This window comes from Thalassospira marina (genome assembly GCF_002844375.1).
Lineage (GTDB): Bacteria > Pseudomonadota > Alphaproteobacteria > Rhodospirillales > Thalassospiraceae > Thalassospira > Thalassospira marina.
This window is the reverse complement of record NZ_CP024200.1, coordinates 781,730-799,926: the sequence shown is the minus strand read 5'-3', so window position 1 is coordinate 799,926 and position 18,197 is coordinate 781,730. Positions and strand designations below refer to the sequence as shown.

14 protein-coding genes are annotated in these 18,197 nt (G+C 55.1%); 8 read left to right on the top strand and 6 right to left on the bottom strand.

Annotated features, from left to right (window positions below; all coding sequences use genetic code 11):
- The first annotated feature begins 53 nt into the window (after window positions 1-53).
- Both CSC3H3_RS23780 and CSC3H3_RS23775 read left to right on the top strand, forming a co-directional pair.
- Window positions 54-1,901, top strand: coding sequence for an ABC transporter ATP-binding protein (locus CSC3H3_RS23780; RefSeq protein WP_101286789.1), 1,848 nt, complete (start codon window positions 54-56; stop codon window positions 1,899-1,901).
- 425 nt (window positions 1,902-2,326) lie between these two features.
- A complete protein-coding gene (locus tag CSC3H3_RS23775; protein WP_101286788.1) occupies window positions 2,327-3,259 on the top strand; it encodes an AraC family transcriptional regulator in 933 nt (310 codons plus the stop codon).
- An 80-nt stretch (window positions 3,260-3,339) separates the two neighbouring features.
- Here CSC3H3_RS23775 and CSC3H3_RS23770 read toward each other — a convergent pair whose 3' ends face one another.
- Genes CSC3H3_RS23770 through CSC3H3_RS23760 form a run of 3 tightly spaced genes read right to left on the bottom strand, consistent with a single transcriptional unit; the run spans window position 3,340 to window position 6,470 of the window.
- A complete protein-coding gene (locus tag CSC3H3_RS23770) occupies window positions 3,340-5,559 on the bottom strand; it encodes a xanthine dehydrogenase family protein molybdopterin-binding subunit (RefSeq protein WP_101286787.1) in 2,220 nt (739 codons plus the stop codon).
- A gap of 3 nt (window positions 5,560-5,562) precedes the next feature.
- Window positions 5,563-6,015: a (2Fe-2S)-binding protein gene (locus CSC3H3_RS23765; RefSeq protein ID WP_101286786.1), complete on the bottom strand. Its 453-nt coding sequence runs from the start codon at window positions 6,013-6,015 to the stop codon at window positions 5,563-5,565.
- A 29-nt stretch (window positions 6,016-6,044) separates the two neighbouring features.
- Complete coding sequence (locus CSC3H3_RS23760) at window positions 6,045-6,470, bottom strand: c-type cytochrome (RefSeq protein WP_245881409.1); 426 nt, start codon at window positions 6,468-6,470, stop codon at window positions 6,045-6,047.
- Between the two features lie 137 nt (window positions 6,471-6,607).
- Between CSC3H3_RS23760 and CSC3H3_RS24760 the strand changes: the two genes are divergently transcribed.
- From CSC3H3_RS24760 to glyA, 6 genes are all read left to right on the top strand, one after another.
- Window positions 6,608-6,766 carry a hypothetical protein gene (locus tag CSC3H3_RS24760; protein ID WP_157832004.1) on the top strand — a complete coding sequence of 53 codons (159 nt, stop codon included), beginning with the start codon at window positions 6,608-6,610 and terminating at the stop codon, window positions 6,764-6,766.
- Window positions 6,767-7,018: 252 nt separating this feature from the next.
- Window positions 7,019-8,272: a sarcosine oxidase subunit beta family protein gene (locus CSC3H3_RS23755; RefSeq protein WP_101267200.1), complete on the top strand. Its 1,254-nt coding sequence runs from the start codon at window positions 7,019-7,021 to the stop codon at window positions 8,270-8,272.
- A gap of 11 nt (window positions 8,273-8,283) precedes the next feature.
- Window positions 8,284-8,586: a sarcosine oxidase subunit delta gene (locus tag CSC3H3_RS23750; RefSeq protein ID WP_101266858.1), complete on the top strand. Its 303-nt coding sequence runs from the start codon at window positions 8,284-8,286 to the stop codon at window positions 8,584-8,586.
- Window positions 8,583-11,576, top strand: a complete 2,994-nt coding sequence (locus CSC3H3_RS23745; RefSeq protein ID WP_101286784.1) for a sarcosine oxidase subunit alpha — start codon at window positions 8,583-8,585, stop codon at window positions 11,574-11,576. The genes CSC3H3_RS23750 and CSC3H3_RS23745 overlap by 4 nt, the downstream gene beginning before the upstream one ends.
- A 15-nt stretch (window positions 11,577-11,591) precedes the next feature.
- Window positions 11,592-12,140, top strand: a complete 549-nt coding sequence (locus CSC3H3_RS23740; protein ID WP_101286783.1) for a sarcosine oxidase subunit gamma family protein — start codon at window positions 11,592-11,594, stop codon at window positions 12,138-12,140.
- A gap of 27 nt (window positions 12,141-12,167) precedes the next feature.
- Window positions 12,168-13,436 (top strand): serine hydroxymethyltransferase, encoded by a 1,269-nt coding sequence (glyA, locus tag CSC3H3_RS23735; protein WP_101286782.1) that lies wholly within the window; start codon window positions 12,168-12,170, stop codon window positions 13,434-13,436.
- Between the two features lie 162 nt (window positions 13,437-13,598).
- Here the strand turns inward: glyA and CSC3H3_RS23730 are convergent, their stop codons facing one another.
- The 3 genes from CSC3H3_RS23730 to CSC3H3_RS23720 all read right to left on the bottom strand — a co-directional run bounded on the left by CSC3H3_RS23730 (window position 13,599) and on the right by CSC3H3_RS23720 (window position 18,176).
- Complete coding sequence (locus CSC3H3_RS23730) at window positions 13,599-16,160, bottom strand: GcvT family protein (protein ID WP_101286781.1); 2,562 nt, start codon at window positions 16,158-16,160, stop codon at window positions 13,599-13,601.
- A 187-nt stretch (window positions 16,161-16,347) separates the two neighbouring features.
- Window positions 16,348-17,205: a formyltetrahydrofolate deformylase gene (gene purU / locus CSC3H3_RS23725; protein ID WP_101266867.1), complete on the bottom strand. Its 858-nt coding sequence runs from the start codon at window positions 17,203-17,205 to the stop codon at window positions 16,348-16,350.
- A 35-nt stretch (window positions 17,206-17,240) separates the two neighbouring features.
- Window positions 17,241-18,176, bottom strand: a complete 936-nt coding sequence (locus tag CSC3H3_RS23720) for an electron transfer flavoprotein subunit alpha/FixB family protein (protein ID WP_101286780.1) — start codon at window positions 18,174-18,176, stop codon at window positions 17,241-17,243.
- Between the last annotated feature and the right edge of the window lie 21 nt (window positions 18,177-18,197).

Sequence of the window (18,197 nt, the reverse complement as noted above, 5' to 3'; positions counted from 1 at the left end):
GATCCAAACCGCGTTTTCCACCGCCCTTGATTTGAAACGAAAAGGGGAAAGCCGTGCATCTTTCCAGTCCTAATTCCGCACTGGCCCCTGAAGGCCAAACGCCCGTTCTTTCGGTGGCAAATCTGACAACATCCTTTCGTGTATATGACGAATGGAAACCGGTTATCCGCGATATCAGCTTTGAGGTTGGCCCACGCGAAACCGTTGCCATTGTTGGTGAATCCGGCTCGGGAAAAAGCGTTACGTCGCTTTCGATCATGCGGCTTTTGCGGCCCGACAGCAGCCGCATCGATGGCAAAATCCTGCTGGAAGGGCGCGACCTTCTGGCGTTAAGCGAAGCCGAAATGCGCAAAGTGCGCGGCAATGATGTGTCGATGATCTTTCAGGAACCGATGACATCCCTGAACCCGATTTTCCCGATCGGCGATCAAATTGCCGAAGCCCTGATGGTGCATCAGAAAATATCAAAGGCCGATGCCCGCGCCGAGGTTTTGCGCCTGCTGGAAAAGGTACGTATTCCCAATGCCGCCCGACGGTTCAAGGAATATCCCCACCAGTTTTCCGGCGGCATGCGCCAGCGCGTCATGATCGCGATGGCTTTGGCTTCACGCCCCCGATTGCTGATTGCCGATGAACCGACTACCGCCCTTGATGTGACCATCCAAAGCCAGATTCTGGACCTGATCAAACAGCTACAGGAAGAAGAAGGCATGTCGGTGCTGTTTATCACCCACGATATGGGGGTGGTGGCCGAGGTGGCGGACCGTACTGTGGTTATGTATCGCGGGGATACGGTTGAAATGGGCAATACCGCCGATATTTTTGTGCGCGGCCAGCATCCCTATACCCGCGCATTGCTGTCGGCTGTGCCGCAACTGGGGTCCATGCACCAGCAATCCCTGCCATTGCGGTTTCCGATCATTGATGTCTCGACGGGGGTAAACCAGCCGGTGCCGGAAACGGCCAATACGGTTGCCAGCGAAAAACAGCCGATGCTTGAAGTTCGCAACCTGACAACCCGTTTTCCCATTCAGGGGGGCTGGTTTGGCGGCAAGACAGGGGCTGTGCATGCGGTCGAGGATTTGTCCTTTAAAATCCAGAAGGGCGAAACTCTGTCGCTGGTTGGGGAATCCGGTTGTGGTAAATCGACCACCGGGCGGTCCATTATGCGGCTGACGCAGCCGCAAAGCGGGCAAATCCTGCTGGAAGGGCAGGATATTCTCACCCTGGGCGCGGCGGAACTGCGCAAGGTCCGCTGTTCGATCCAGATGATTTTTCAGGACCCCTATGCCTCGCTTAACCCGCGCATCAGTGTTGGTTCGGCATTGATGGAACCTTTCCGCCAGCATGAGCTGGGATCACGCACGGATGCGCGCGACAAGGCTGTCATGCTGCTGGAAAAGGTTGGTTTGCAGGCCGATATGATGATGCGCTATCCCCATGAGTTTTCCGGGGGCCAGCGCCAGCGTATTGCCATCGCCCGCGCCCTGATGCTTGATCCCAAGGTAATCGTCGCGGACGAGGCGGTTTCGGCCCTTGATGTGTCGGTCAAGGCGCAGGTATGCAACCTGTTGCTGGATTTGCAGGAAAGCCTTGATCTGTCATTTCTGTTTATTTCGCACGATATGGCGGTGGTGGAACGGGTCAGTCACCGGGTGGCGGTAATGTATCTGGGGGAAATTGTTGAAATTGGCCCGCGCGCAGCGGTGTTTGAAAACCCACAACACCCCTATACCAAAAAGCTGCTATCTGCCGTGCCCATTCCCGACCCGTCACGTCGTGTCATGCGCCATGAACTGGTCACCGATGAATTGCGCAGCCCCATTCGCCCGGTGGGGTATGAAGTGCCCAAACGGCAGTATCAGCAGGTATCACCCGATCATTTTTATCAGGTGTCTTAACCGGCACCTGATATGGCCCGACCATATTTTAAATATAGTCGGTAAATTTCAAATATAGCACAACTGCGCCTGATATGTCTCTCCCGGCATTGGAATTCAGGTGGAATACCAGCCCCGATTACCTGTTGTTATCGCCGCTCCCTGATAACAGCAGGGGGCTGGTATTTTTTTGTCTGATCGGTGCACGATTATTCTGGACGATCGCCAAAGTATTCCGGACGCAGCAGAATGGCCCGCGCGTTTGATTGTTTTATATGGTTTGGGAATATGTGGCATTTGCCTGCGCCATGATGTGCGCGACCGGGGCAAGGGAACGAACAGTATAACAGGCACAAATCACGCACGGGCATGACCCGGCATTTGTAACCTGGCCCGGATGGCGAATGTTGCAAAACTGGTATCCTTAACCATGACCGGATTTGTGAATGGATCCACTTTCTGATGTTTTAGCGCTGCTAAAACCCAAAAGTTATGTCTCGGCCGGGTTTGACGCGGGCGGGAACTGGGCCATCAGGTTTAACAACCTGCGTGATCGTATCAAATGTTATGCGGTAATTTCGGGCAATGCCTGGCTTCGGGTGGATGATATGTCAGGGCCGGTATTTTTAAACAAGGGCGACTGTTTTGTATTGCCCAGTGGCCGGTCGTTTGAACTGGCAAGTGACCCCGCCATTCCACCGGTAAGTTCCAGCACGTTATTTCCGCCGCCCCGCGATGGCAGCATTATTACGCATAATGGCGGAGGTGATTTTTTTATTGTTGGCAGCCGGTTTGGCGTAAGCGGCGGTGGGGCCAGCACGATTATGAAAATGCTGCCGCCGATTGTGCATATCAAACATGAAAGCGATCGTGCCGCCTTGCGATTTGCCGTGGAACGCATGATGCAGGAACTGCATGACGAACAACCGGGCAGCTTTTTGATTGCGCAACATCTGGCCCATATGATGCTGGTGCAGGCATTGCGATTGCATCTTGGTGAAACGGGCAGGGGGGATGTTGGCTGGTTTTCAGCACTGGCCGATAAAAACCTGGCGCTCGCCATTTATGCCATGCATGCGCAGCCAGACCGGCGATGGACCCTGTTAGAACTGGCCGAACATGCCGGTATGTCCCGGTCGATTTTTGCCCAGAAATTCAAAGAAAAGGTTGGGGAATCCCCGATTGAATATTTAACGCGCTGGCGCATGCTGCTCGCCGGTGACAGGCTGGAAAATTCGACCGATCCGGTGTCGGTCATTGCCCTTTCGGTGGGGTATGAAACCGAAAGTTCGTTTAGTACCGCGTTTAAACGGGTTATGGGCAGTTCCCCACGCCAATATATTGGCCGTCCCGCATTGGACGCCATGACAATGGGCTAGGCGGGACAACCCCACAGATAATATTAAGACCCGGTTTGCCAAAGAAGCAAACCGGGTCTTAATTATTTCAGGCACCGTTATCAGGCATCAAGTGCCGCCAGGACCCGTTCTGGCAGGAAGGGGTAATGACGCAGGCGGGTGCCATTGGTTAAGCGGGCAACCGCATTGGCAATGGCAGGGCCAATTGGTGGCAGGCCAACTTCGCCAATACCGGATGGTTTGTTTTCCGGTGTGGCATGAATGGAAATATCAATTTCGGGCATTTCCGACATACGCAGCACACGGTAGGTATCAAAATTACCTTCCTGGACTTCGCCCCTGACCACATTGATCTGTTCAAACAAGGCGTGACTAATGCCGTGATTGATGGCACCGACCATTTGCGCATCAATATTGCGCGGCTGGATGGCAACACCGGGATCAACAACACCCCAAACATTGATTACGCGGATCGTACCATTTTCCCGGTTAAGGGCAATTTCGGCAACCAGGGCGCAATGGGCGCCAAAACTGTCGGAATAGGCCAGGCCAAGGGCGGTATTTTCGCGTTTTTCTTGCCAGCGGGCCTTTTGCGCCACCTGTTTGATGACTTCGCTGGCGCGTGGCACATCCTTTAGCATTTCAAGGCGTAAATCCACCGGGTCCTTGCCCTGGGCAGTCGCAATTTCATCGATCATGCATTCAATGGCAAATTTGGTGTAACCACTGCCGACCGCACGCCAGAACCCCACATCAAGGCCACGGTCCTGGCGGATATATTCAATATGATGTGCAGGTATGCCATATTTGAAATCGCTGCCTTCGGTTATCACATCGTCAAGGCCATTGGCGCCGCTAAATGCCTGCGGGAAGGTGCGGGCAAAAATTGAATCGGCGACAATGCGGTGATGCCAGGCAGCAATGCCGCCATCATCCGTCAGCCCGACTTCAAGGTGCTGGGCGGTAAGCGGACGATATTTACCATGCTGCACATCGTCTTCGCGGCTCCAGATCACTTTAACGGGTGTGCCTTTGACCTGCATGGCAAGGGATACGGCATCGATGATAAAATCATCCTCGGCACGGCGGCCAAATCCGCCGCCCAGCATGGTGGTATGAACCGTGACCTTGTCAGGTGTGGTGCCCGCAACATTGGCGGCAAAGCGCTGGGTAAAGGTTGGGCCCTGTGTTGGTGCCCAAAGTTCAACGGTGTCGCCCTTGACCAGCGCGGTCGCATTCATCGGTTCCATCGTCGCATGATAGACGTGATCGCTTAGATAATCGGCCGAAAGCACCTTGTTCGCCTGTTGGATTACGGCCTTTGCATTGCCTTCATTGTGGGCATCTACGCCGGGTTGATTAATGTCTGCGCCGACCTTGCGGTATTCCTCCAGCAACAGGGCACTGTCATAGTCGCGTACCCGGGAATTCGTGCTCCAGGTGACATCAAGCAGGTCTTTGGCTTTTTTGGTTGCTTCGACGGTTTTGCCAATAATGCCCACCCCATAAGAAAGCGGAAAAATATGACTGATGCCAGAAATTGCTTTGGCCTCGCGATCATTGATGTTTAAGGGTTTTTCACCCTGAACAGGGGCACGTAAAACCGCGCCAAACAGCATATCGGGTTGTTGCACATCAATGCCGAAAATGGCGGTGCCGTTGGTTTTTGATGGCACATCAATACGGGGAATGTCCTTGCGGCCAATGTAATGCCATTGATCGGGTGATTTAAGGTCGGTTTTTTCCGCCTGTGGCAGGGGATCAGGGATTTGGCCAAGGCGGGCAACATCACCGTAATCAAGCGATTTGCCCGATGCCTTGTGCATGATTTTGCCCGGTGATGTTGACAGTTCATCTACCGGCACTTTTAACATTTCCGCCGCACAGGCCAGCAGCACCTTACGGGTTTGCGCACCCGTCATGCGCAGCAATTCGTAATATCCACGTGTGGATTCACTGCCGCCGGTAAGCTGCATGCCATAAAAGCCGGGATTACCGTATCTTTCCGCATCGGACGGGGCCTGAATGATACGGGTTCGGTCCCAGTCTGCATCCATTTCCTCGGCAATCAGCAGGGGCAGGGTTGTCATGATGCCCTGTCCCATTTCGGATGCGGGCGATACGATGGTCACGGACCCGTCATCGGCAATGGTGACCCAGGCATTGGGTTGAAAACTGCCAGTGCTTTGGCCGGTGATGATTGCCCCGGCGGCCAGATTGGGAATACCGCCAAAAGCAACCGCAATACCCAGCCCGCCTGCGTGGATCATGAAACTGCGGCGGGAAATTTTGCTGGCGTGAAGCTGTTTTTGTATCTGCATGGCTTAACCCTCCCGTGCGGCGCGCTGAATGGCGCTGATGATGCGAGGATAGGTGCCGCACCGGCAGATATTGCCATCCATATGTTCAATGATCTGTTCGCGGGAGGGCGATGGTGTGGTCGCCAGAAGGGTGGCTGCCTGCATGATCTGCCCTGACTGGCAATACCCACATTGCGGGACCTGTTCGGCTACCCATGCCTTTTGCAGCGGGTGATCGGCATTGGGAGAAAGCCCTTCGATGGTGGTGACGCTGCGTCCTTCAACATCCTCCAGCCAGGTAACACAGGAACGGGTTGCTTCGCCGTCAATATGCACGGTGCAGGCCCCGCATTGCGCCATGCCACAGCCAAATTTGGTGCCGGTCAGTTTCAGATGTTCACGAATAACCCATAGCAGGGGCGTGTCAGGTTCGGCACTGACATCGACGGGTTTGCCATTCAGGGTAAATGCGGTCATGGAAGCCTCCTTGTTATGGTTATCAGTGGTCACTGGCGGTTGAGAAATTCGATAATCGCCCGGCGTTGCCCGGCATCGGGCAGGCGTACCGTCATGCGCGTACCGGGCACCTTCTTGCCGGGGTTGGTCAAAAACTGGTCAAGGCTGGCGTTGTTCCAAACCAGATCGGCGTTTTGCAGGGCTTTGGAATATCGTGCCCTTGCAACGGACCCGGCCTTGCGCCCTACAATACCGGCCAGTGATGGCCCCATTTTTGTTTGACCGGGTTTCAGGCTGTGGCAGGCGCTACAGCGCTGGGAAAACAGGGTTTCGCCTTTTTCCTGTTGCTGGGCCTGTACCGGGACTTTGAATGCAAACAGAAATGCAACTGAAAGCACGGCCAAAAGTGGTAGGCTGCTTTTGCTGGGCAGGCGAGTAGCTGCGGGTATTTGATCGGGTGAAAACAGCAATTTCACGGGATACCTTTCGGATCAAAACCATGGCGGGATGATCTTTTTTGAATGGCTCTAGAATAAAAACAGATGCCGGTTTCAGCTATGCCGGGGCGTCTGAATTTTCTTTGTGATCGTCCGGTAAAGCAGTGGATATTGACGTGACCCGCCTGCAAACATTTCGCGTGACGGGCGAAAAGTCCCGCAAGGGGATATTTGCGACCCCGAATTTTTGGCATCCGGCGGGCAGCAGCAGGCGATTTGCGACGGAAAAATGCGGTTTTGATTTTCCGCTCGCGGAAAATCAATTACCGTTTTAGGGCAATTGTGGGCGGTATTGGAAAGCTGTCAAAAACCGTTGGCTTCCCGGTATTTATCGGCGTTGGAAATAGCTGGCTTATGCGCCAACGGATGAGCCAAGGGAGGCTTTCGGCATGCTGGTGTTTCGTGCGTGTGCCAAAGAAACTGGATATATGCGCAATCATACAATGAAAGTGTCGCAAATTTTCAGTTCGCCGCTTCACGCACTTGATACAGTCGACAATCATAAAAATTTCAGGGACTGGCTTCTCATGACCCATTTTTCTGCGTTATCGCTTCTGAAAAATGCGCTGACCGGGCATAAAAACTGGGAACCGCAATGGCCCGATAGCCAGCCCAAGGCGGAATACGATGTGATCATCGTTGGTGCTGGCGGGCATGGCCTGGGGGCTGCCTATTATCTGGCCAAGGAACACGGCATTACCAATGTTGCCGTAATCGATAAAGGCTGGCTGGGTGGCGGTAATACCGGGCGTAACACCACCATTATCCGTTCTAACTACCTTTATGATGAAAGTGCGCGGTTATACGATCATGCGCTGGATCTGTGGGACGGGCTTAGCCAGGAGCTGAATTACAACGTCATGTATTCCCAGCGCGGTGTTCTGATGCTGGCGCATAATGTTCATGATGTTCAAAGTTTCAAGCGCCACATCCATGCCAACCGTTTGAATGGCGTTGACAACACCTGGTTGACCCCGCAGGAAGCTAAGGAATTTTGCCCGCCGCTGGATATTTCGGCATCGGCACGTTTTCCGGTGATGGGGGCCGCCCTGCAACGCCGTGCCGGGACAGCCCGCCACGATGCGGTGGCATGGGGTTATGCCCGCGGGGCATCCATGCGCGGGGTGGATATTATTCAAAACTGCCCGGTTACGGCCATTCGCCGTGGCCCGGATGGGCGGGTAACAGGTGTTGAAACGGCGCGCGGTTTTATTGGCGCAAAAAAGGTGGCGGTTTCGGCGGCGGGTCATACATCGGTCGTGATGGACAGTGCCGGGGTGCGTATGCCCCTTGAAAGTTATCCGTTGCAGGCGCTGGTGTCCGAACCGGTGAAGCCGATTTTCCCCTGTGTTGTCATGTCCAACACCGTTCACGCCTATATCAGCCAGTCGGACAAGGGCGAGCTTGTGATCGGGTCGGGCACGGACCAGTATACCAGTTATTCCCAGCGTGGCGGTTTGCCGTTGATCGAGCATACCGTGGCCGCGATTTGCGAAATTTTCCCGATTTTCAACCGCATGCGCATGTTGCGCAAATGGGGCGGCATTGTTGATGTAACCCCGGACCGTTCGGCCATTCTGGGCAAGACGCCGGTGCCGGGCCTTTATGTGAATTGTGGTTGGGGCACGGGTGGTTTCAAGGCAACGCCGGGTGCGGCCCATATGCTGGCCTGGACGGTGGCAAAGGATGAACCCCATGCCATCAACGCGCCTTTCACCCTTGAGCGTTTTGCCACCGGCCGTCTGATTGACGAAGCCGCGGCTGCCGCCGTTGCCCACTAAGGAGAGCGGACATGTTGCTGATCCATTGCCCTTATTGCCAGCAAACCCTGCCGGAACTGGAATTTACCTATGCCGGGCAGGCGCATGTGGCGCGGCCCGATGTGACCAAACCGGTAAGCGATGAAGAATGGCGGGATTTTCTGTTTATCCGCACGAATGTCAAAGGCCCGCATTATGAACGCTGGCGCCATGCCCATGGCTGTGGCCGGTTTTTCAATGCGGTGCGTGACACCGTAAGCGACCGTTTCCTGATTACCTATAAAGTTGGCGAAACCCGCCCTGAATTATCCGACCTGCTGGAGAAATCGGAATGAGCAGCTTTCGCGTTCCCGGACGTGGCCGGATTGACCACCAAAGCCAGGTTCAATTCAGTTTCGATGGCAAAACCATTACCGGCCTGAAGGGCGATACCATCGCATCGGCCCTGCTGGCCAATGGCATTCATTTGATGGGGCGGTCGTTTAAATATCACCGTCCGCGCGGCCCGGTTTCAGCCGGGTCAGAAGAACCCAATGCGCTGATGGGCACACGCCGTGGCCCCGGCCAGTTTGAACCCAATACCCGTGCAACGGTGCAGGAAATCTGGAACGGGTTGCAGGTGACCAGCCAAAACCGCTATCCCAGCCTTGAATTTGATATCGGGGCGGTCAATGACCGGGCCTATATGCTGTTTTCGGCCGGGTTTTATTACAAAACCTTTATGTGGCCGAAATCCTTTTGGGATAAGGTTTACGAACCATTCATCCGCTCGGCAGCGGGCCTTGGCGTTTCGCCCACCGAAAAGGACCCGGATAAATATGCATCGCGCTATTTGCATACCGATGTGCTGGTTATTGGTGCTGGCCCGGCGGGCCTGGCATCGGCACTGGCGGCGGCACGCGCCGGTTTGCGCGTAACGCTGGTTGATGAAAATGCCGAAGCAGGTGGAACGCTGCTTAGCGAACCGCAGGCAGTTATTGATGGATTGCCAGCATGTGACTGGGTTACCAAGGCGGTGGCCGAACTGATATCGCTGGGCGCACGGGTGATGACCCGCACCACCGCAATTGGCTATTACCACCAGAATATGTTGGGTCTGTGCGAAAAACTGACCGACCATTTACCGGCACCTGCTGCCAATATGCCGCGCGAACGCATGTGGCGTGTGCGCGCAGGCCAGGTGATTTTGGCACAGGGCGCGCTTGAAAAGCCGCTGGTATTTGATGGCAATGACCGCCCCGGTGTGATGCTGGCCGGGTCCGCGCAAACATACCTGAACAAGTATGGTGTGCGCGTGGGCGATTGTGCCGTTATCCTGACCTGCCATGACAGTGCCTGGTATGCGGCCTTTGACCTGGCCGATGCGGGCACGAAAATTCGGGCGATTGTCGATACCCGTGCCAACCCCGATGCTGCCCTGCTGGAAGGGGCAAAATCGCGATCCATCCGTGTTCTCGCCGGTTATACGGCAACGGGCACCGAAGGCCGCTTGCGGGTGAAATCGGTGCGTGTGAACCCGGTTTCAAATGGCAAGGTTGGCGCGCCCGAAACCCTGACCTGTGACTGTTTGCTGATGTCGGGTGGCTGGACACCGTCACTGCATCTGTTTTCGCATACCAAAGGTTCGCTTGCCTGGGATGATGAGAAACAGACCTTCCTGCCGGACCGCAAAACCGAAGCCTGCGAAATTGCCGGTGCCGGGCGTGGTTTGTGGGGCATTGGTGCCGCCATTACCGATGGTGCCGAAATGGGCGCGCTGGTGGCACGCAATGCGGGCCGCGACGTCGTTGTTGCAACCTATGACGTGGCATCGGATCGCCCCGGAACCGGGGTTAGCCATAAGGAACTGCCGACCGACCTTAACCCCGGCAAGGCACGCGCCTTTGTTGATTATCAGAATGATGTGACGGCCAAGGATTTGCGCCTGGCGGTTCGCGAAGGCATGCATTCGATTGAACATGTCAAACGCTATACCACCAACGGCATGGCGACCGACCAGGGCAAAATGTCCAATATCAACGGGTTGAATATTGCGGCCGATGCCCTTGGCAAACCGCAGCCCAAGGTTGGTTTGACGACATTTCGCCCGCCTTACACCCCAACCACCTTTGGCGCATTTGTTGGTTATCATCGCGGGGATCATTTTGATGTAACCCGCAAAACCCCGATTGATAGCTGGGCCGAAGAAAATGGCGCAGTGTTTGAACCGGTCAGCATGTGGCGCCGGGCATGGTATTTTCCGAAAGACGGCGAGGATATGGACGCCGCCGTGTCGCGTGAATGCCGGGCAACGCGCGCCAGCCTTGGTATTTTCGATGCATCGACGCTGGGCAAGATCGAGGTGGTTGGCCCTGATGCGGTTGAATTCATGAACCGCATGTATACCAACCCCTGGACCAAGCTGGCACCGGGCCGCACGCGATATGGCCTGTTGCTGGGCGATGATGGTTTTATTCGCGATGACGGCGTTATTGGCCGCCTAAGTGACGATCGCTTCCATGTTACCACCACAACGGGCGGTGCGGCCCGTGTGCTGAACATGATGGAAGATTACCTGCAAACTGAATGGCCTGATCTTGATGTCTGGCTGACATCAACCACCGAACAATGGGCGACCATTGCCCTTAACGGGCCAAATGCACGCAAGCTTCTGGAACCCTTTGTTGAAGGGCAGGACATTTCCGATGCCGCCTTCCCGCATATGTCGATTGTGGAATGCAAGGTTGCCGGTTTCCCGGCGCGGTTGTTCCGCGTCAGCTTTACCGGCGAGCTGGGATTTGAAGTAAACGTGCCTGCCGCGCATGGCCGCGAACTTTGGGAAATTTTGTGGGAAGCTGGCCAGCAATATGACATTTGCCCCTATGGCACCGAAACCATGCACGTTTTGCGCGCCGAAAAGGGCTATATCATTGTGGGGCAGGATACCGATGGTACGGTAACCCCGCATGATGCCGGTATTTCCTGGGCGATTGGCAAAGCCAAGCCGGACTTTGTTGGCAAGCGCGGGCTGGAACGCCCTGACCTAGTGGCAAAGGGCCGCCGCCAACTTGTCGGTCTTTTGACCCGCGATGGGAAAACCAAGCTGGAAGAAGGGGCGCAGATTGTACTGGACCCCAACCAGCCCATTCCGATGACAATGGTTGGGCATGTGACATCGTCCTATCACAGTGATGCGATTGGCAGGCCGATTGCCTTTGGCCTGCTGGAAGGCGGACATGATCGCATGGGTGAAACCATTTATATCCCCATGCCCGAAGGCACAATCGAAGCCGAAGTTACCGGGATGGTCTTTTATGATCCCGAAGGCGCACGGCTGAAACTTTAAGGCGGAGACGACAGGATGACAGTATTGACGCATGCATTCACGCCGGGTCCGCTTGTTACCGGTGGGGTGGTTTCGGTTAGTTTGATGGGCCCGATCGGGCGGTTTTCATTGCGGTTGCGCGAAGCCGGGCTTGGCGCAATGGGGGCGGCCATTGGCCTGGAAATTCCCACCCGCATTGGCGCACGGGCGAAAAATGGCAATCGTGAAATCATTTGCCTGGGGCCGGATGAATGGCTGTTGCAAACCAGTGCGCTTGAAAGTGCACTGGTGGTTGCGGAATGTGCCGGCATTTATGGCACCATTTCGCATAGCCTGACCGATATTTCCGCCCGTGAAATTACGGTTTTGATCGAGGGGCCGGCGGCAACCGACCTTTTGACAATTGGCTGCCCGCGCGACATTGACCAGATCGCCATTGGCGATGGGTGCCGCACGGTGGTTGACGGTATTTCCGTTGTGTTGTGGCGCGATGGCGAAAACCGTTTCCGGCTTGATGTGTGGCGGTCTTTTGCGCCGCATCTGATCGGGCTGCTGGAAACGGGTTCGGCAGAACTGTCCGCGTAAAAACTGCCTTCCAGAAAGGAATGTATAATGTCTGACTCCATGGTCACGGCAACCATTTCGGATGCCGAAATCGCACATGCAATTGCCCATGAACTTGACCGCCAGCAAAACCAGATCGAACTGATCGCATCGGAAAATATCGTATCGCGCGATGTGCTGGTGGCACAGGGTTCGGTCCTGACCAACAAATATGCCGAAGGGTATCCGGGCCGCCGGTATTATGGCGGATGTGAACATGTTGATGTGGTCGAAACCATTGCCATTGACCGCATCAAACAGCTTTTTGGGGCCGAATTTGCCAATGTGCAGCCCCATTCTGGCGCGCAGGCCAACCAGGCGGTTTTTCTGGCATTGTTGCAGCCCGGCGACCGGGTGATGGGCATGTCGCTGGCCCATGGCGGGCATTTGACCCACGGGTCGCCAGTGACCATGTCGGGCAAATGGTTTGATGTTGTTTCCTATGAGGTCGATGAAACCACGCATCTGATTGATATGGATGCGGTGCGCAAGGTGGCCTTGGAAACGAAACCAAAATTGATTGTCGCCGGGGCATCGGCCTATCCGCGCCATATCGATTTTGCCGCGTTTCGCGCCATTGCCGATGAAATTGGTGCCTATCTGATGGTCGATATGGCTCATTATGCCGGGCTGATTGCGGCAGGCGTTTACCCCAACCCGGTGCCGCATGCCCATGTGGTCACATCGACTACGCATAAAACCCTGCGCGGCCCGCGCGGCGGCTTTATCCTGACCAATGACGAGGCGCTGGCCAAAAAATTCAATTCCGCCGTTTTCCCGGGAAATCAGGGTGGGCCGTTGATGCATGTAATTGCCGCCAAGGCCGTTGCCTTTGGCGAGGCGTTGCAGCCATCCTTTGGCGATTACGCCAAACAGGTTGTTGATAATGCCCGTGCCCTGTCTGCTGTTTTGCAGCAGGGTGGGGTTGATATCGTTTCGGGCGGGACGGATTGCCACATGGTCCTGGTCGATCTGCGGCCCAAGGGTGTAACCGGCAAAGCAACCGAAGCCGCCCTGGAACGTGCGGGCCTGACCTGCAATAAAAACGCCATTCCGTTTGACCCGGAAAAGCCGTTTGTGACATCGGGTGTCCGGTTGGGAACATCGGCAGGCACCACGCGCGGCTTTGGCGAGGTGGAATTTCGCAAAATTGGCGAGCTGATTCTTCAGGTCATCAATGCGCTTTCAGCCAACCCCGAAGGCGACGTTGCAACCGAACAGGCCGTTTTGGCCGAGGTGCAGGGCCTTTGTGCCGCTTTCCCGATCTATAAGGATTAAGGTTTAAGGCGTTGGCCAAGTGACGAGGCCAGCTTGTTCAAAACCCCGCACGGCCCCTATGCCGCGCGGGGTTTTTGTTTGGCTGAAATACGCCTTACGCACAAAAAAACGGGGCGGTTGATGGGCCGCCCCGTTTTAATTTAAAGGTATTTCTGAAAGGCGTTAGCTGCGCGGTTTCAGGTTTTCCGGGTCATAAAGCGGTTTGTAGCCGATGCCGACCACTTCAACCGGATAGATTTCGTCGAAATACGAAATGTTGAGCTTGCGCCCTTCCTGGCAATAGGCCTGCGGCAGGTAGGCCAGCGCAATGTTTTTGCCAATGCTGGGTCCATAGGCAATGGAGGTGGTGTAGGACCGGCGACCCAATTCGTCGATCAGGGTTTCACCGGTTTCCGGGTCCATGACCGGAAGTGATCCCAGCGGGTAACGTGCAACGCCCTGGCTGTCGATATTGTCCGTTACAACAAGGGTGCAAAGCATGGCCGGTTGATGTTCGCGTTCACGATATTCGCTATGTTTGGCCTTGCCGCGGAAATCGGCTTCCTTGACCTTGGGCCGGGCCAGGTTGGCTTCATAAAGGTTATATTGCGTGATCAGATCGGCGTTTTGCAAACGCAGTGATTTTTCCAGACGGCGTGAATTGGCATAGGTTTCAACACCCACGGCAATCACACCGGTTGAACGCAGCGCATCCCAAACATCCAGGCCGTCTTCGTAGCGCATATGCAGTTCCCAACCCTGTTCACCAACATAGGAAATGCGGAACGCGGTAACGGTTTTACCGGCAATTTTGATTTGGCGAATGGCGGCGAAGGGGAAGTTTTCAAGGCTGAGCGCATCGGGGTCTTCGACAACTTTTTGCAGGTTTTCGCGCGCATTCGGGCCCCAGATGCCAACGGTTGTGAATTTTTCGGTGACATCGGTGATGGTCACGTCAAAACCCATATCCTCGGCAATGCGGCGCAGATAGGTGAAGTCACGCGGGCCGGCATCGGCCCCATTGACCAGACGGCAGCGGTCTTCCATGCGGAATACGGTAAAGTCGGCACGGACATTGCCTTCGTCATCGAGCATATGGGTATAAATACCCTTGCCGATATTGTTGTCCCCGCCAACCTTGGCAACACACAGCCATTCCATCAGGTCCATGTGATCGGGGCCTTCGATGTCGGTCATGTGGAAATGCGACAGGTTGATGATGCCGCAATCTGCACTCATTTCAAGTTGTTCGGCATTGGAAACCCGCCAGAAATGGCGGTTGTCCCATTCGCTTTCGCGGACAGGCACCTGATCGGCGTATTTTTCCAGCAGATGTTCGTTGGCGGCATAGCCATGCGCGCGTTCCCAGCCGCCCAGTTCCATGAAATAACCACCCAGTTCGACTTCGCGTTCGTAAAACGGTGAACGGCGAATACCACGCGCATTGGCAAACGGTTCGCGCGGGTGAACCGGCGGGTTGTAGATCTTTTTCGCGGTTTCCCAGCAGCGGTCATAAATATATTGCTCGCCCAACTGGAAATCGTTGAAGCGGCTGTAATCAATGGCGTGATGGTCAATATGGGTGCGGTCATGGGTCATCCAGTCCGCCAGCAACTTGCCCATACCCGGCCCGTCCTTGATCCAGATGCCGACCGAATACCAAAGACCGCGCAGCTTGCGGCTTTCGCCCATGGAAGGGCCGCCATCAATCGATGTCTGCAACAGGCCATTAAACGAATGGCTTTCGTTAAAGCCCAGTTCGGTCAGGATCGGGGTCAGTTCCATGGCGCGTTCAAGCGGTTCGATTACGTCTTCAAGTTCCAGATCGCGCTGGGACGGGGAAAGACGTGCCTGATGTTTTTCAAGAATTTCGCGCGGATGCACCAGACGCGGGTTTTCTTCGTAATAGTAACCCCATTCGATCTGGCCGCCTTCGGTGCTTTTGGGGTCGCCGGTATCGCGCATATAGGCCGAATTGCCCTGGTCACGCAAAAGCGGCATGCCGATTTCAACACCCGTACCTTCAAATGCGTTATACGGTCCGAAAAAGGTCAGCGGGTGGTCAACGGGCATAACCGGCAGGTCTTCGCCCGCCAGTTCGGCAATCAGACGGCCCCAAAGGCCGGCACAAACTACCACATAATCGGCCATGATGGTGCCGCGTTCGGTGCGAACACCGGTGATGCGGCCATTCTCGCTAAGCAGTTCCAGCGCTGATGTATTACCAAACGCCTGAAGTTTTCCTGTTGCAATCGCCTGATCCACAAGCTTGCCTGCCACGGTTTGCGAACGTGGGGTGACAAGGCCGGCATCGGGGTCCCACATCGCACCCTGGATCTGGTCTTCTTCGAGCAGCGGGAATTTTTCCTTGGCTTCGGCAGCGCTGATGATTTTGACATTGGTGCCAAATGCCTTGCCGGAATCCACACGGCGTTTGAGTTCGGCCATGCGTTCATCATCGCCAACACGGGCCACTTCCAGGCCGCCAATGCGCGCGTAATGCCCCATCTTTTCGTAAAAATCGATGGAATACATGGTCGTCCAGCACGAAAGAAGGTCATGGCTGGTCGCAAAGCAGAAATCCGATGCATGCGCCGTCGAGCCAATGTCGGTCGGGATGCCGGATTTGTCGATGCCGACAATATCATCCCAGCCATTTTCGATAAGGTGATGCACCACCGAGGCACCAACGATGCCGCCGAGGCCAACGATTACGACTTTTGCCCTGTTGGGAAATGCGGCCATTTATCTCAGTCCTTCTTTTCGAGATGATTATCTGTTTTTCGATATATCCGGGGCCCCTGATGCAATGCCCCGTGCCGACGAATGTTTTGTTTTGATCTTCTGGTGCGTTTTGCAGGTAGCAGGGAAAAGACAAACCACCCTGAAACGACCAATGGGGACCGGCTGACCGGCCCCCTTTTCGGGAAGATCACGAGGTGAAAACCACCGTTCGTGTATTGTTGAGCATGACGCGCCCTTCGAGGTGATATTTGACCCCCCGGGCAAGGACACGCGCCTCGATATCCCGGCCGGTTGCCACAAAATCCTCGGCCGACATGGCGTGGCTGACGCGTTCGGTTTCCTGTTCAATGATCGGCCCTTCATCCAGGTCCGGGGTCACGTAATGGGCGGTTGCGCCAATCAGTTTCACACCGCGTTCATGCGCCTGGTGATAGGGCTTTGCCCCTTTGAAGGATGGCAGGAACGAATGGTGGATATTGATGATCATGCCAAAGAATTTGTTGGAAAATTCGTTGGTCAGAACCTGCATATAGCGGGCGAGGATCACCAGTTCGGCATTGGTTTCCTTGACCAGATCGGCAAGGGCGGCTTCCTGTTCGATCTTGTTTTCCTTGTTGACCGGCATGTAATGGAAGGGAATGCCTTCCTGCTCGGCGATTTTACGGGCCGCTTCGTGGTTCGAAACAATCGCTGCCACGTCGGCTTCCAGCCAGCCCACCTTGATTTGATAAAGAAGATGCAGCATCGCATGGTCGAATTTCGATACCATGATGATAATTTTCGGCCGGCGCGACAGGTCCTGGACCTTCAGCTTCATGTTAAAGCGGTCAACCGCCGGGCTTAACATCAGTTCGACCTGCGATTTATCAAGATCGGCAGGGGTACTGACCGCGATGCGCAGAAAGAACTGGTTCGTCTGGCGGTCAAGGAACTGGTTGGATTCAATGATATTGGCGTTGCGCGATGCCAGGGCCGAGGTTACCGCCGCAACAATGCCGGGGCGGTCGTCACAGGCGATGCGCAGAATGTATGAAGTGTCGCTCACTGGAGTTGCTCCGTTTCAAATGTCTGACTGCGTTCTCAGAGCTGACGCTCCAGTTCGGGAAGGACTTCAAACAGGTCACCAACAATGCCGTAATCGGCAACCTGAAAGATCGGCGCGTCTTCATCGGTGTTGATCGCAACGATGACTTTTGAATCCTTCATCCCTGCAAGGTGCTGGATGGCACCGGAAATACCGCAGGCGATATAAAGATCCGGGGCAACAACCTTGCCGGTCTGGCCGACCTGCAGATCATTCGGCGCATATCCGGCATCGACCGCAGCGCGCGATGCGCCAATGGCGGCACCCAGCTTATCGGCAACCGGGGTCATGACCGCCTGGAATTTTTCTGACGACCCCAATGCCCGGCCACCCGAAACAATGATCTTGGCAGAGTTCAGTTCCGGCCGGTCGCTTTCGGAAAGAATATTTTCAACAAAGCTGGAAAGCCCGGCATTTTCGCCGTTTGCCGCAATATTTTCAATTGGTGCCGTGGCATCGCCCGTACCGGTGGCGGCAAAGCTGGCGGTACGGATGGTCAAAACTTTTTTGGCATCCGTTGCCTGGACAATTTCAATGGCGTTGCCCGCATAAATCGGATGTTTGAAAGTGTCGGGTGAAACCACGGCTGTCACGTCGGATACCTGCATCACATCAAGCAGGGCGGCAACACGCGGCAAAATGTTTTTACCATTTGTGGTGGCCGGGGCGATGATGGTGTCATAGCCATCCGCCAATGACAGGATCAGTGATGCAGTCGGTTCGGCAAGCTGGTTGGCAAGGCTGGCATCATCGGTCAGCAAGACCTTGCGCACATTGGCAAGGGCTGCGGCGGCCTGGGCTGCCGGTGTTGCATTGTGACCCGCAATTAAAACATCCACATCGGTCCCGATCAGAAATGCCGCCGAAAGGGCCTTGGCGGTCTGTTCGGAAAGGGTTGCATTGTCATGCTCGGCAAAAACAAGAATAGCCATTTTTTATTTCTCCGCTTATGC